This is a genomic window from Maritalea mediterranea (genome assembly GCF_021568695.1).
Classification (GTDB): domain Bacteria; phylum Pseudomonadota; class Alphaproteobacteria; order Rhizobiales; family Devosiaceae; genus Maritalea; species Maritalea mediterranea.
This window is the reverse complement of sequence record NZ_JAKGTI010000001.1, coordinates 1,121,625-1,136,526: the sequence shown is the minus strand read 5'-3', so window position 1 is coordinate 1,136,526 and position 14,902 is coordinate 1,121,625. Positions and strand designations below refer to the sequence as shown.

12 protein-coding genes are annotated in these 14,902 nt (G+C 53.1%); 2 read left to right on the top strand and 10 right to left on the bottom strand.

What is annotated here, in order from left to right; all coding sequences use genetic code 11:
- Positions 1-2: 2 nt before the first annotated feature.
- Positions 3-452, bottom strand: coding sequence for a cytochrome c maturation protein CcmE (ccmE, locus tag L1I42_RS05580; protein ID WP_236113497.1), 450 nt, complete (start codon positions 450-452; stop codon positions 3-5).
- Positions 449-1,612 (bottom strand): c-type cytochrome biogenesis protein CcmI, encoded by a 1,164-nt coding sequence (gene ccmI, locus L1I42_RS05575; RefSeq protein WP_236113496.1) that lies wholly within the window; start codon positions 1,610-1,612, stop codon positions 449-451. The genes ccmE and ccmI overlap by 4 nt, the downstream gene beginning before the upstream one ends.
- 281 nt (positions 1,613-1,893) lie before the next feature.
- Between ccmI and L1I42_RS05570 the strand changes: the two genes are divergently transcribed.
- Complete coding sequence (locus L1I42_RS05570) at positions 1,894-2,844, top strand: hypothetical protein (RefSeq protein ID WP_236113495.1); 951 nt, start codon at positions 1,894-1,896, stop codon at positions 2,842-2,844.
- A 325-nt stretch (positions 2,845-3,169) separates the two neighbouring features.
- Positions 3,170-4,669, top strand: coding sequence for an FAD-dependent oxidoreductase (locus tag L1I42_RS05565; protein ID WP_236113494.1), 1,500 nt, complete (start codon positions 3,170-3,172; stop codon positions 4,667-4,669).
- On the opposite strand, the gene L1I42_RS05560 is transcribed toward L1I42_RS05565, so the two are convergent.
- The 8 genes from L1I42_RS05560 to L1I42_RS05525 all read right to left on the bottom strand — a co-directional run bounded on the left by L1I42_RS05560 (position 4,670) and on the right by L1I42_RS05525 (position 14,897).
- Positions 4,670-5,983, bottom strand: a complete 1,314-nt coding sequence (locus L1I42_RS05560) for a hypothetical protein (RefSeq protein ID WP_236113493.1) — start codon at positions 5,981-5,983, stop codon at positions 4,670-4,672.
- 73 nt (positions 5,984-6,056) lie between these two features.
- Positions 6,057-6,536 carry an RT0821/Lpp0805 family surface protein gene (locus L1I42_RS05555; RefSeq protein WP_236113492.1) on the bottom strand — a complete coding sequence of 160 codons (480 nt, stop codon included), beginning with the start codon at positions 6,534-6,536 and terminating at the stop codon, positions 6,057-6,059.
- A gap of 41 nt (positions 6,537-6,577) precedes the next feature.
- On the bottom strand, positions 6,578-7,921 hold the full coding sequence (locus L1I42_RS05550; protein WP_236113491.1) for a sensor histidine kinase: 1,344 nt from the start codon (positions 7,919-7,921) through the stop codon (positions 6,578-6,580).
- On the bottom strand, positions 7,918-8,577 hold the full coding sequence (locus L1I42_RS05545) for a response regulator transcription factor (protein ID WP_236113490.1): 660 nt from the start codon (positions 8,575-8,577) through the stop codon (positions 7,918-7,920). The genes L1I42_RS05550 and L1I42_RS05545 overlap by 4 nt, the downstream gene beginning before the upstream one ends.
- Positions 8,578-8,592: 15 nt before the next feature.
- On the bottom strand, positions 8,593-8,913 hold the full coding sequence (locus tag L1I42_RS05540) for a PepSY domain-containing protein (protein WP_236113489.1): 321 nt from the start codon (positions 8,911-8,913) through the stop codon (positions 8,593-8,595).
- A gap of 52 nt (positions 8,914-8,965) precedes the next feature.
- Positions 8,966-9,706, bottom strand: a complete 741-nt coding sequence (locus L1I42_RS05535) for a glycoside hydrolase family 108 protein (protein ID WP_236113488.1) — start codon at positions 9,704-9,706, stop codon at positions 8,966-8,968.
- 9 nt (positions 9,707-9,715) lie between these two features.
- Positions 9,716-11,062, bottom strand: a complete 1,347-nt coding sequence (locus tag L1I42_RS05530) for a DUF2793 domain-containing protein (protein ID WP_236113487.1) — start codon at positions 11,060-11,062, stop codon at positions 9,716-9,718.
- Complete coding sequence (locus L1I42_RS05525) at positions 11,055-14,897, bottom strand: baseplate multidomain protein megatron (protein WP_236113486.1); 3,843 nt, start codon at positions 14,895-14,897, stop codon at positions 11,055-11,057. Before L1I42_RS05525 ends, L1I42_RS05530 begins: the two co-directional genes overlap by 8 nt.
- Between the last annotated feature and the right edge of the window lie 5 nt (positions 14,898-14,902).

Sequence of the window (14,902 nt, the reverse complement as noted above, 5' to 3'; positions counted from 1 at the left end):
GCTTACCCATATGCTTCATCTGTGTGGCCCGGGCAAAGCCCCTGCTCTTCAAACTTGTCCACCATGTCCTTTGGCACATAGTTCTCGTCATGTTTGGCCAGCACATTGGTGGCCTCAAACAGTTCATTGTTGATCAAGGCGCCCTCCACAATAACCTCTTGTCCTTCTCGGAAAAGGTCCGGCACGATTCCGTCATAATGAACCGCGATATCGGTTTTACAATCTGTCACCAGAAAATTGTGCGACGTGCCTTCTTTCACCCAACTGTCCGACTTAACAATGCCGCCCAACCGCACAGCTTGATTGATCGCGATATTTTGGGTTTGGATTTCGCTGGGTACGACAAAAAAGGACGCGGTGCCTCGCATGGCGATGGCGATGAACACCACAGCGGTCAGAACAACCGCGGAAAGGCCCCCAATAATGGCCAAACGCTTTTGCTTGCGTGTCACTGATCTTGCTCCTCTTCAAGCTCCTGCAGCAGCGGCGCAAGAGCGTCTTCCAACGCGCGAGCTCGCTGTTCATTATTTTTGAACGCCGCACGCGCGGCTTCAATATCGGCCTCGGCCTTTGCTTGCTGGCCCAGCACAATGCGTGACCGAATTAACCGAGCCCATTCGTCAACGTTCCCCCCATCGGTATAAAGCCGATCTGCTAACCCGCGTACCATTTGGGTGATCATCTCATTGCGATCAGCCTCGTCCATTTGTGCGGCAGCCTCAACTTCATCTTGTGACGGCGCGGGGCCGACAGTCGATTCAGCTTCGCCTAATCCAGCGCGTGCAGCGTTCAATCCATTTTGGGCGGATTCGACCCAAGGTTCATCACCTTGTGCAATATCCAAAATTGCCTGCCACCTTTGTTTGGCAAGCTCGAACTCTTCCTGTCTCAGCGCAATATTTGCCAGATAAAAACGCGACCGCACGTGACGTGGATCAAGTTCGCCAGCCTTTTTCAACAATGAATTTACCTTCGGAGTTGGCTCCCCGCCCGCTTGCATCAAGTAAGCCTCCGCAAGATCGGTCACATTGTCTGCATTCTCGCCTTCGAGACGGATGATGTTTTCAAAGGCGATGATTGCCTTTTCAACATTGCCTTGTCGCACATAAACGGGCACGAGCACGCGCCACCCGCGCAGGTCGTCTGGGGTAACCTGCAATTGCGCCTCAATTTTGGCGACTGCATCGTTCACATCGAGGTTCTCGATGGCGGCGAGGCGGGTTGCAAGCGGTTGGTTTTTCAGCGCCGGGGTGCCAAGCGCAACGTATGTGCCTACCCCAATTGCCAGAAAAGCCACCAGGGCAAATGCACTATGGACCATTGTCCAACTGCCCGCTGGAGTTGATTTTTTGGCGTTCTGCTGCGCGGCCAAGGCCTCACGCGCCAATTCGGCCTGTGCCACTCTAAACTGCTCGTCATCAAGCAATCCTGCCTCGCGGTCATTTTCAAGTGCCTGCAATTGGCTTTTGAAAAAAGCGGTGTCGGCATCCGCCATATCACCATCATCGGCGATACGGCTGTTGGGTGAAGGGGCACGTCGCCAAGACGATATCAACAATACAAGCGCGACCACTAGGGCGAGCAAAAGCGCGGACAACCAGAAGCTATTCAATTCGGCCAACCTTTTAGTGTTAGGGTCTCGAGGCACTGTTTAGCGCATATTGCGAAAAATCTTAAGCAATTATCACTAGGCGGATTGACGCATCGCGCTGGACGTGGTGCAACTCAAAGGCAGCGGGACGAACACAATTAGTTGATATGGCAGAGAAATACGATTTGGTCATCTTTGGGAGTACGGCAACAGCCCGACTTTTGGCCCTCAGCCTTTCAACGCAGCATGAACTGAAAGTGCTTTTGGTCTCTGATCCCGATCAGGCGCATTGGTTGCCCCCAATGCCGCAGCTCTCTGTGGGCTTTTGCACTTCGCCATTGTTTTTTGAGCATCTCGCACTGGGCGTTGCACAAATGCAGCGGCTGTTTGCATCGGTCAAAATAGAACATTTGATTCAGACAAGGCCGACTTCCGTTTTTGCCCGCCTTCAAGAGCACATACCATTGTTGGAATTTGCCGAGGGGGCAGCAATCCATGCAGAAATAGTGTGCGAGCGACGCGTGCATGCGACAACGGATGGAGAACAACTGGTGTTCCCAGAAGCGTTGCAGTTTGATACCGAGGCCATATTGCCAGCGATTGACCGCATCGTGTCAGACGAGCACCCCTTTACCTTGCTGAACCGGTCAGAGTTGGACACGTCGAACATCGCCAAGAATGGGCGTTTCACAGCACGCGCAGCATCACAGACTTTTTCGGCAAACCGCGTCCTCATGTTAGATCCAGATATGATCCATGATGAGTTGGCTGCCCATCCCCAAGCCACTCCCATTGCGCCCCAATGGCAACATATTATTCGCTTTCACCAGCAAAAGGCGCCAACATTTGCGAGCCAGTTGGACATCAGCACGGGACTTTGGCGGTTCGAACTGGGCGCACATGATATCCTGTTCAGCGCGCCAGGTACGATGGATCAGTTGGCCACGCACCTGATAAAATATCACGGCGAAATCGTGGATAGGCGCGTTCGACAATTCGACCAAATCCTGATGATGAATACGCTCGACGGCTATCCGGTCTGCGATACAGTAGGAGCAAGGCAAGTCCTATGTTTTGCTGGGGCTCAGCAATTTGGTTTGGCGTTGGTGCCCACATTGGCAGAACAACTAACGAAGCAACTGACTGGCAACAGCACGCCGAAGGATTCGTTTTGGGGGCATGCTCAGTTGGGTAAGAATCGGGGTGGCGAAGGTAGCCTGTTGCGTGCATTGGGAACTCAAGAAGATGCGTGAGCGCGTTCAACAAATTGGCAAGCAAAAAGTTGGTCATTTGGTCGATTTCAATCGCCCAATCGAAATCACTGTCAATAGAAAGCGCCTGAAAGCTTTTTTCGGCGACACGCTCTATTCAGCGCTCATCGCAAATGGTGTCACCGAAGTTTCGGGCCCCAAGGGCGAAAGTCTTGCTCTTAACGCGACTTTGCCAATATTTGCGCGCTATGTCGACACAACCTCGCGGCATAGTTTTATCCTCGCCGCTGACTTGGTGCTGCATGACGGCGATGCTTTAGAGGTAGAGTTGGCCCCGGTCACTGCGTGGTCGCGACTTGTGCGGTTTATGCGCGGACAACGCAATGGACCGTTGGCGCTGAATTGGAGTCAAAATGCCCATTTCGACCTCAATCACGCCAACAGTCTTGTTCATCGAACCGTCGTAGTTGGTGGAGGAATCAGCGGGCTACAGGCGGCAATATCGGCGGCGAAAGCAGGCCATGATGTGCTGCTGCTTGAAAAAGACCAGATGCTGGGCGGCATGTGTGCCTATTATGGGAGATCGGAAGACGAGACCGATCCCGCTGTTCTCATCGATGAGTTGGTTCAAAAAGTGGAAACACTTGATAATGTTCACGTCTTCACCGGCAGCAAAGCGTTGGATGTACGAGACAAAAGCCTGTTATTGCAACATAGCCTATTTCACAACGATCAGCAGCGCACCGAATTGAGTTGGCTGCATTTTGATCATTTGGTGATCGCGACAGGAGGTGATCATCACGGTTTTACGCTGGAAAATCATCTTCCCTACCGAGTACTCGACGCCAAGGAAATGTTTCGCGATATCTGGGCCTATGGGGTGGTTCAGTTTGACCAACATCTCCTCTATACAATGGAGAACGGGGCCTACCGACTTGCGATGCACCTGAAAGAGGCCGGGCTGGAATTCTACAAGGCGTATGACGGACGCGACGCTCCCAACTCGCGCCACATTGAATTTGCAAAAGCCGTTGGGGTCAAAATGAGCTCCGCGGTACAGTTGCAGTCGATCGCCCCCCTAACTGATAAAATTCAATGCCACTTCAACCCGTCTCATTTGGATGCACAACATCAGCATTTTCAGGTGGAAAGTGAGGCGTTGATCATCGGCTACCCGCCACAACCAGACAATTCACTTTGGGTCAAGGCTGGCGGAAGTTGCGAGTTGGATGAACGCTCGTCACGTATCTTGCCTGATGCCGGTCCTGCAGATATTGCCATTGTCGGCACTGCGGCTGGCTACAGTTCTCAAAACGACTGCTTGTCCAGTGTGGCTGAAGCAATGTCTCGACTGGGGCAATCAGGCCTGCGTGAAGGTGCCAAGCGACAGCACAATTCTCAGGTATATGAAAGCCCGGCAGCATATCGCTATAAGCTGCCGCAATTGCTCCGCCGTCGCAATACCGCCTTCTACGATTTTCCAGAAGCGACAAACTATTATTTGCGGGCACTGCACACAACCGACCAAACCTTGCGCCAGTACTTTGCGAACGGATATTTTGCATCAGCCCGTCCACTCCAAGCACTAGACGCGCAAATCCCTCAACATTTCAGCCAGTCCATTCCCGATGGCCAAGGCTTTGAGATCGTGCCACAGAACGCTGAAAAGCTGCGCGTGGGCCAGATGATTTTCGTCGCCGGGCAGGAGAAATCCGAGGGCCCGTTGGGCATTATTTATCGGGTTGATGGCGAACGAACGTTGGCCCATTGCAATGGCAACCTTGCAAGTCCCGGACTCAATGTCTCCGTTGAACGGCGCGGCGGGCAAGCGTTGCCTGCCCGGTTAGGCGCCACCATTGAGGCCTGATCACTGAGGCGTTTTTTGATCGATGGCTTCTGGGTTCAGCTTGCGCCGTTCGATATTATCCCGCTTTTTCATCATGATTTGCGCATACTCTGCGCCAAAGCGGATAGCGCATAGCTTGATGGCAATATCGACTTTTGCTATCGCCAAACTATCGCCAAACGGAGCGGCCTTCTGATCCACCATCGCCCGTTCCAAAAGGATTTCAAGCGACTTGCCCAGCTCGGTCCAGCTTTTGTCAACAATCGAGTTTACCGCCAAAGACTCTCGCGCTCCGCGCGCCGCATCCAGAAGATAAACGCTGTTATATGCTTGCAAAACCTTATCAGTCGTGAAAAGCGCATGCGCATTTTGTGTCGACGTATGCAGAACAGTGGTGACATGTGGCACCACTTCCGCAAGTCGCTTTTCCAATACCTTCGAGACGCGCCCCGTCAGAATTTCGATAGAATGATTCCACTGGCTGGATTTGCCGAGGTCCAAATAATAATGCAATGTACGCGCGATGCGATGAAACCTGCTTATCGACAGGCAGATCAGATCCACATCGCTATATATGCCGGCCTGGTCCTCAATCTGGTCGACCATTTGCTGCAGATTGACCACCATGGCATCACCATAGGGACCATATCCCGACTTTCTAACCGTTTGCTCGGTCTCACCATAGCAATGATCCAGCACACCCCGCATGAATTTGTCGGGCTGCTCCATGCAATTCACAAGTGCTGTACACCAAAGCTTTTGTTCCTCGCCGGATGGCAAATCTACAGCGTCAATGAGATCTGAGAATTCTTTTTCTGTATTATATTGCCGGATGTGCAATGCCAACTCGACTGCCGCTCTCAACTTTTCAAAATGCTTGAACGCAGCCAGGATAAGCGGGAATGATGCATAAACCTCATAACCGCCCAACTGAATTGTTAAACGACGGCGCGTTTCTTCGTTTTGCTCAGCCGCTTCATACTGGCGTTCAAGCGGCGCAACCAATTGGGTGAATCCGGATACAACAAGATGATCAGTTTTTGTCGGTTTTTCTAGAATGCTGGCTTTTAGCCCTTCGATCAGCTTTGGTGCCCCATCCCGTTCCAGCCAAACCCAAAACTTTTCCAGCTTTCTTCGCTCAATTGCCGTGCCATTTATTAAGGGCTCTGACCGCATCATGACCGGCTCGAGCAGATTTAAGACAGCACCCAGCAATCCATAACGTGCGATGCGTTCTTTGGCTTCGTCCTCGCTCGAAAAATAAAACGGATCAAGCCCCGATCCATTCGGGTCAGGGTCTTCCGTCACAAACTGATGAGACGTGGCAAGGGGCATTTCAACGCAACTTTACTAACTAATCTATTTCAGCATAGACCAGCTTTGTAAATAAACGCTTTCTGGCAGCTCTTTAGACCGTTTCGACTTTCCACTCGCCATTATCGGCGCGGCATGCTGTACCGGTAGCAACATAACGTTTGCCGCTGATGATGACAGTGTGGGTAAATTCACGGCAATCGCGGCCATTTACCTTGATATAGGGACCCACGGTTACCTCACCTTTGGCTTCGCTGTCACCCTGCCATGTACGGAAGGCACCAACGCGGCCAAATTGTAGCGCATAATACTGAGCGCTCGCAGCTTCGCTGGTTTCTTTTTCGCTCAGCAGTGAGGCAGCCTCAGGTTTGATAAATTCTAGAATTTGGCCGGATTGGAACTCATCACTTGGCGTTGCGCTCACCACGGGCGGTGTCGCCGCAACACTTGCATTTGAAGCAGTGGAATATGTTGTTCGGCTGGTGCCAATATCCATGCGCGCGCAGCCAGCAATCAATGCAGTCGCCCCAAGAACAATAGCCACTTTTGCGATTTTATGTGTTTGCTTTTCCATACCCTTACCTTTGCCTCTAAATTGCGGCCAAAATTGGCGCATCATCTTTTTCGACACGGTAGCGTCAAACAAACCGCCAAGCCCGAATCTTGCGGGCATTCAAAATTTACCCGACCACCACTTAGTTGAACAAGTTCTTTAACAATATCAAGACCAAGTCCACTGCCGTGTGTGTTTTCGTCCAGTCTATGACCGCGCTCGGCAATCTTTTTTAGTTTCTGTTGCGGAACACCCTCACCATCGTCGCAGATCGTTATCTCGATCTGGTTGTGATTGTACTCTGTTTTGATGCTCACCTGGCTTTTTGCCCATTTCCCTGCATTATCCAGTATATTGCCCAAAACCTCATCAAGATCGCCAGAATCCATGCGCACACTTAGCGCATCGGCCGCATCAGTGTTTCGCCAATGATATTGAATGGGATGGTGGATCTTGCGCATCGCGCCCAGTAAACGCTCGAGCGCCGGAACCAGTGGTGTGTGCGTTGTTTGTATCTGTGAACGCGCGGCCATTTGCGCCCGCTGCAAATAGCGTTGGACAATTTCCTCCATCCGCTGCAATTGCGTGCGTACCATTTTGCTTTCAATTTCGTCTTTTGCTCGGGCTTCATTGCGCAACACGGCCAGCGGCGTCTTTAACCCATGGGCCAGATTGCCGACATGATTTTGCGCCTGACGTACAATTTCGCGGTTTGTGGACAGCAGCGCATTCAATTCGTCTTTGACCGGCGCCATTTCTGGCGGGTAAACACCTTCAATCTGCTCGGCTTTGCCATCTTTGACCAATCCAATTTCATCTCGCAACTCTTTCATTGGCCCAAGGGAAACGCGCGCGATCAACGCCGCCAGCAGTGCCAATACAATGCCCACTGCCGTCAACGCCAGGATGGTCTGGTTGCGGAAAAGGGCCACGTCGGCGTTTAACTCATCCCAATTTGCGGTCACCAATACACGGTAATCGCCATGTTGGGTGAAGAGTTTGCGTTCAGACACACGCTGCAAAATACCATCTGCATCGCGCAGATCGGCCCGTCGTCGGTTTTGATCATCGAAGGGAATTTTAAGGTCAGGCAAGTCGACACCAAAGGTGGATGGTGACGTGGCCAATGGTGAGCCGTTTATATCGGTAATTTGCCAATACCAACCGCTGCCCAACTCCTGATAGCGCGGATCGATATTCTGAAACGACCAGTCTTCCGGTTCTTCCTCATCAAGAATAGACCCGATCAATTGATCTGATTGGCTCTCGATCACATTGTCGATATTGCGCTCAAGCGCGCGGGCATAAACCAATGACAAAGCCCAAGCGGTAGCCCCCAGACCGATGACCAGACAAATCGCCGTGGCCACAAAAATCCGCGTAAAAATGGAGAACCTTTTGGTCATTCAGCCGACAGCTTATAGCCCAGGCCGCGCACGGTCTCGATCAGGCCATCCGGGAGCTTTTTGCGCAACCGACCCACAAACACTTCAATCGTATTGGAGTCACGGTCAAAGTCCTGATCATAAAGATGTTCGGTCAGTTCGGTGCGTGAAATCACTTTGCCATTATGATGCATCATGTAGGACAACAAGCGATATTCATGAGAGGTGAGTTTAATGGCAGAACCGTTGAGGGTCACTTTGCTCGCCCCGATGTCGAGACGTAACGGCCCGATCTCTATCGCGTTAGAGGCATGACCGGCCGCGCGACGTACCAGTGCTCGCAGCCGTGCCAGCACTTCCTCCATATGGAAAGGCTTGGCGACATAATCATCAGCGCCTGCATCAATGCCTTGCACCTTGTCGCTCCAGCGATCTCGGGCGGTGAGCAGCAAAACCGGCATATTGCGCCCTTCCCGGCGCCAGTCTTCTAAGATGGATATGCCGTCTTTTACGGGTAAGCCGATATCCAGAACCACAGCATCATAGGGTTCAGTGTCGCCCAGAAAGTGCCCCTCTTCGCCATCAAAGGCTTTGTCGACCACATAATCGGCTTCTTCCAAAGCCTCACACAATTGCTTATTTAGATCCGGATCATCTTCAACCACCAACACGCGCATAATCTTGACCCCAATTTACCGAATTATTGTGCCGTCGACCGCATTTACATCCAAACGGCGTTCCATGCCATTGTCGTTGACAATGGTCAGCGCGTAAACCGGACCTTGCGGCCGCATACACAGTTCAGCTCGCAGCACCCGGTCGCCACGTTTCAGCTTAATCTGTTTTTTGATTTGCACAAATGATTGAATTTCACCGTTTTGCACCGCCTGATTGATCACCATGCGGTCCACGGTGCAGCCTGCATTTTGCGCCTGTGCCGTGGGTATCGTGATCAGTGCAACGGCCACCAAAAGAGCCGTCGCGATGCGGTTGAAGAGTCTGTTCTGTGTCATGGCTCCTTATTAACAGTCAGAAGCTGAACACAAAATGAACGCGTCTTGGCGGCTAGCTGATCGCCGTTTCTTTGATCCCCTTGCGCAAAAAGATGATGGCGAAAGCTTCCATCATCAACTGACCAGTATTGGCAGTGTCGAATGCAGGTACGTCAACACCAGCCAATTGCGCAATGGCGACCAACAGCATCAGTCCTGCAGTGATATAGGTCTTATAGCCTTGTAGATTAATCATCTTATTCCTCTCATTATTAGGGATGCGATTAGCAAGTTTAAGTGCTTGTGCACGCGTTGCTTCCACCCGCCGCCGCCAACCGCGGCCAAAGGTAGAAAAATGACGCAAACGCTTTAAGAATCGCAGGCGTGCAGCGCAAATGCGGTCAATAAGCTGCGCTTCGCCCCGCATGGAGATATAGGTTTTGATTGCCGCCAAAGTTATCGGCCCCATGCGCCCATCAGCAGGCACGTTGACGACGTTTTGCAGCGTCTTGATAGCCCGCGGCGGGCCTGAATTCACAGCGAAGTCGAACAGGCAAAAAGCCAGCCCCGCTGACAGTTTTGAACCGAAAATGGGATGCCAATAGTAGCAGTAGTAAATCTGTGTTGCTTCGGTTTTGCGCATGCGGCGCACTGCAGATTTTGGCAAGTTGGAGACGGGCTTTATATTGCGATAGCGCGCTAAGGTGGCGCGCGTGATGCCATATTTAGTGGCCCCACCCGGATCATGGGGATGATCCACATAGCCCCCTTCTTGCGCAAAAATATGCGCGAGTGCTGTTTGAAAATGATTCATGAACGCCCCTTACGAGACAGAGAAGATGGATGGGATAAGACCTTCCAACGGGTCTATCTGAATGCGGTCATTGAAGACGGCCGGCAACGCGAGCAGCAGTTCGTCGCCGGTATTGGCATAAAAGGGTAGCAAATCGACAAACTGGTGCTTGGCTTGGCGAGGCGCCGCTGCAAATTGTGTGCCGACATGAACCCAGCCATCAGCAGCGGTGAGTGTTTGATAGTCGGTCACTGCCGCGCCATCAATCTGCACATCGCATTCGCTGGCGGACACCAGCCAGGTGCCGCTGGCGGCCTTTACATAAAGCGAGGCCGACTGCCGGGTGCCGAATAGCCCGTCATAGGCCATTTGCCGGTATTTTGAACTGCCGCTTTGGGTATTCTCGTAATAACCACTGGATGCCGCGGTGCATTTGGCCACCCAGAATTCCGGATGGTAACGCGCTGCCCAGCTTTCGCGCAGTAAATCCGCCAGCGCCTGCACCTCGCTATCCAGCGCAGACCCTGCCCCGCCATAAGTGCTGCTGTCATAGTGAAATTTGCCATGGCTTGTGAAGGTGGAGCCGTTTTCATTTTTCAAATAGGCTGGCGCGGCGAAGCTTGTCACCGTTCCTGTCTTTTCAGCAGCAAAGCGCCCGCTATCGGGCAAAATCGAAATCTTTTGCGCCACGCCCGGAGCCTCACCTGAGATGCCATGCGGCAGATGGACTTTCCCGGTCTCACGATCCCCCACCAAGGCGGTCCGCCAGGTGCTGCCATCATCAGAAAGACGCAGCGCCAGATCATCATTGTTCAGCAGCCCAATTTCAGCGCGGCCAGACCAATTGTTCTGCCAGCCCACCAGTGCGGCATGGGTGCTGGCCGCCTTATTCAAAGTCACTCGGGTATCGCCGGACCCGCCATCGGCAGGATATTCGGCTGAGAACAGGCTGGAAGGGGTTTTGGCGAGAATTTTGTTATAACTGTCTGCAGTGGCGCCAAGCCCCAATTGTTGCAGATTTTGCAACTGAGTGAGATGATCAAAAAAGACGCCCCAGGCGCCTGAAGTGAAAAGATATAGCGTGCTGTCGGCCAAATTCCAGGCTAGCCACCCTTCTTGTGGCGTATAAAACCGCCAGCCTGCCTCCGTAGAGAGCGCGATCCTACCGCCCTGTCCACTCCACTCTCCGGTCGGCGTATCGCCTACGGCATAGGCTTTGCCATTGATAGCCGGGTCCGGAGGTGTATTGGCGCCAATATTTTCAAGCTGGATCTGACACAGGGCGTCCACCCCCAATATGGCTTCATTATGGGTAATATGTTTAAGGGCCTGATCCGGTTGGATCAGCGGCAGGCCAAGCTTTGCAGTATTAGTCACTAAAATTGATCCTTTTTGGATGGCCAGCACCCCAAATGGCGCTGATTTGGCTAACTTCGATCCAGGCGGAGTGCACTAAACCGCCAAAATCGGCGGTTTGGGTTGCGGCACTGTAGGTGAATGTGGGTTGTGTTATCTGGGTCGTGCGCAGCGTTGTTTCATCTTGGCCGATACGCAATTCAAAGCTGAGGCTTTCCGTGTCCATAGGCACATCTTGCCCCTGCCACATATCGCCGCCCGCACGCGTGCACCGCACCCAGCTGATTTGAATATCATTTGAACCTGCCACCCGCATCGCCCTCAGGTGAACCGGTGCAAGTGGCAGCAAGGGATTGGCGCTTGGCGTGATCGCCACTTCAATCGGTTCGGCGCTTGCCGCACCGGCATAGGCATAAAGACCAAGCTCAGTCCGGACTTTTTCGCTGGGCACAGAAAGCGCCTTGCCCTCTGAATGCACCAAAACGCGCGCGCCAGCCACGCTTGGTTGCTGTGCCGCGAATTGGGTTTTGCCAAGGCCACGCAACAATCGGGACAAACGGTAGGTCTTTGGCGCCACAAGCTCGGCCGTGGCAAAGCCGATTTGTTCCCAACTCCCGTCAGTCTTTTCCACCCAGAGGCGGTTCACACCCTGCATCACAGCCAATGGCGTTGCAGAACTCAAATGCCCCTCTAACATGCGGACCAGAAGGCTTTGCGCATGATCCCATAGATCAAAATGGGTGGCAGGTGCGAAGTCTTCTTGCACAATGCCAATGGGGTTGGGCTTTTCAATCTCAGCCACATTTTGGCCCTGCATGTCGGTCAGGCGCACACTGCCCGGCCAGGGCTTGGCATAGGCGGCCGCGAACAGTTTTGTGTTCAGTTCATCCGCATTTTCATTCGGCATTTGCGCCAAAATGATCAGCGGTGCGCTTTGCGAGGGCTCAGGAGTCCGGCCGCGACGCGCAACTGGTGCGGCTTGTCCCTTACTGCCCGCACTGCGCGGCAACGAAGTTGTTATACGCTGACTGTGGGCCAACTGGGTTGTGTCAACTGTCGCTTTATCCGTTTTACCCGCAATTTCAATAACATCGCCGATTGAATAGGCTGCCAATGAAGGCGGGAGTTCAAACTGATATTTCGCCTTTGCATTTTGGCCATTCTGCCACTGGGCCTTGGCGATATTAGCTGCGGCACTCGGATCAAGTGTTGTGGGCCAATTCAAGTAAGCGCGGCCCCCTTCGGACTTGTTTTGATCATAAAAGGCTGTGGCTGCACCATAGTCAGCCAAATGATCCAAAAAGGTCAGATCGAGGCGGCGCACACTGTCTTCATCATCGCCGAACGTTATTTCAATGGCCCGATCCTTGTTGGCCACCAATTTCTCGGCCTCAATCTGAGCGGGCTGGTGGCTGCGCGGTGCGGTCAATGTGAGGCGGCCAGCCCGGTCGTCAATATAATAGTTTTCGCAAGTCAACAGGCCGGCAAGCTCCTCGCGTGGGCTGGCATTTGCGCTGGTCAGCTGCCCCTCGATCAACAATTGCGAGGTCACGTCCACATCAATGTCAATGCCAGCCTCCGCCGTAATCGCTTTTGCCATTTCGTCAATGGTTGCCCCACCGAGACGCCCGTTCAGCCAATGACCTGTAAAGTAGGCATCGCCATCAGACCACTCATGGGTCAGTATTGGAAAGGCGGGATATGGACGGGCATCCCAAGCCCAAAAATAAATGCGCTCTGCATCCAGCATGGGGCCGCCATATTGGCCGGACATCGGATTGTGGACTTCATCCCCGTTTTGCCAGCGACTAAGATGAGCCCGCAAGCATTGCCGCTGCATCGCAGAATCCGTCGTCCCTTCTGAGAAATAGGGTTGCTTGTTCTCAACGCTCTTCGGGTCAGGAAAGGCATTTGGCTGATTGCCCCCAAAATGTACCGCCCCGCAGCCAAGCTCAGTAAACCAAATGGGCTTGCTTTCAGGCACCCACGGCGTGGCAGTTCCGTCAATGACACCGTTGGGCCGATTATGATGGGGATTGGACCACCAGGATTTTACGTCTTTATAGCGCCAGACCCAATCTTGTGAGGCGACACCATCTGTAATGGGTGTGCGGATTTGCGCTGCGCGGTCCTGCGGCGAGGCATAATACCAATCATACCCCTCCCCGCCATAAATATTTTTGGCGAGATAATTCAGATCTTTTTCGTGCCGGGATACCTGACCATCAGGATGATCTGAGTGCTCTCGCCAATCGGTAAGCGGCATATAATTGTCGATACCCACCGCATCGATATTGGGATCGGCCCAAAGCGGGTCGAGATGAAAATATTTGCCGCCCGGCTCATCTGCGGGTTGATAGCCGTGATATTCGCTCCAATCAGCACCATAAGTGATTTTGCAGCTTACGCCCACAATTTGACGCACATCGCCCGCGAGTTGTTTCAGGGCCTGCACAAAGGGAAAGCTCTTGCTGCCGTCACGAACGAAACTCAAGCCCGGCATTTCCGCACCGATCATCATGGCGTCGACGCCACCAGCGGCGCGGGCGAGGTTGGCGTATTGCAGCACATATCGACGATAGCGCCATTCGCTTGGTCCATTATAAAGGGGCACTCCATTGCTGACTGTAAAGTCTGCGGGCTGGCAAAGGCCCATAAATTGCGAAATTTGGCTTGCGGCAGCCGCAGTCTGATCCGCGCTTGAAGGCCGGCCGATCGTGGGATTTACAGTCACTCGGCCACGCCATGGGTAAGGCGGTTGATAAATGTTGCCATAGGGATCGGGCAGCTCATTGTCTGCCGGGATATCCATCATCATCAAAGGGTAAAGCGTCACCTTGATGCCGCGACTATGCAGATCATGGATGGCATCAATAATGGATTGATCAGAGGGCGTACCACCATAGGCAGGACCGTCATTGCTCAGGCTCACCACATTTGCCGACTGGCGATCCAAACCGGTCACTTCCCAGTTCACATCCTTCAGATTCCGACCATGGTCAACCACGCGGGGGGCGACTTTACACTCACCGCAACGCAGATCATCCCCAAACCAGCTTATCACCAGCGCCACATGCTTCAGGTTTGGGCATAGCGCGCTAAGCTCATTAATGGAGACATCCCAGTCTGATTTTCCCACCTGTTGGTGCGCATTTTCTGTTTTGGTTTCGCCATATCCTAGCAAGCGCACACGCGGTGAAGGATCATATCCAAACTCGGTTGAGCCGGGGATCACGCAAACCGCACGCAGATTTTGCTCTAAATCCCCAACAGGACGACACAATTCAACCGAAATCTGCGGAATGCGATTACCAAACTGGCCGATATCCAGATTTTCAAACACGATATAGCAAAGACCACGATAGGCAGGGCAATTGTCGGCGCCCTGCATCGCCGCAATCAGACTATCTGGCATCTGGTCTGCGCTGCCTTTGTGAAAGCGATAGGTCAGATTGCGCGTATCGAGCAATTGCCCATCAGCCCACATGCGGCCCAGATGGGCCACCTCGCCCTCGCAAAAACCCACCGCTAGATTGACCACATAGGTCTCATCATCCTGCTGGTTCGAGGCAGATTTCGCCCCGCTGCTCGCCGCGGTCCGGCGCTCCAATTCTGTGGCCCAAATAATATTGCCCGAAAGACGTGACCAGCCGTAAAGGCGGGATATGGCCGTGCCTTCACGCGATCCCAAAAGCCGCACCGCGCCGTTAGGCGCTGGAGCGTCCTCCCCAAATAGCTGATTGTCGATGGCGCTGCCCGCCTGCGCGCCCAGGGCCCGCCCGATGGTCGCGCCCACAGGTCCGCCCAGCGCGGCGCCAAGGGCCTGCCCGCCAACTGAAAGTAATAAAGTTGCCAAAAGAA

Coding starts and splice junctions, on each gene's coding strand:
- L1I42_RS05570 (WP_236113495.1), top strand. CDS start 1,894: ATGCCGCAGCTCTCTGTGGGCTTTTGCACTTCGCCATTGTTTTTTGAG.
- L1I42_RS05565 (WP_236113494.1), top strand. CDS start 3,170: ATGCGCGGACAACGCAATGGACCGTTGGCGCTGAATTGGAGTCAAAAT.
- L1I42_RS05560 (WP_236113493.1), bottom strand. CDS start 5,983: ATGCCCCTTGCCACGTCTCATCAGTTTGTGACGGAAGACCCTGACCCG.
- L1I42_RS05555 (WP_236113492.1), bottom strand. CDS start 6,536: ATGGAAAAGCAAACACATAAAATCGCAAAAGTGGCTATTGTTCTTGGG.
- L1I42_RS05550 (WP_236113491.1), bottom strand. CDS start 7,921: ATGACCAAAAGGTTCTCCATTTTTACGCGGATTTTTGTGGCCACGGCG.
- L1I42_RS05545 (WP_236113490.1), bottom strand. CDS start 8,577: ATGCGCGTGTTGGTGGTTGAAGATGATCCGGATCTAAATAAGCAATTG.
- L1I42_RS05540 (WP_236113489.1), bottom strand. CDS start 8,913: ATGACACAGAACAGACTCTTCAACCGCATCGCGACGGCTCTTTTGGTG.
- L1I42_RS05535 (WP_236113488.1), bottom strand. CDS start 9,706: ATGAATCATTTTCAAACAGCACTCGCGCATATTTTTGCGCAAGAAGGG.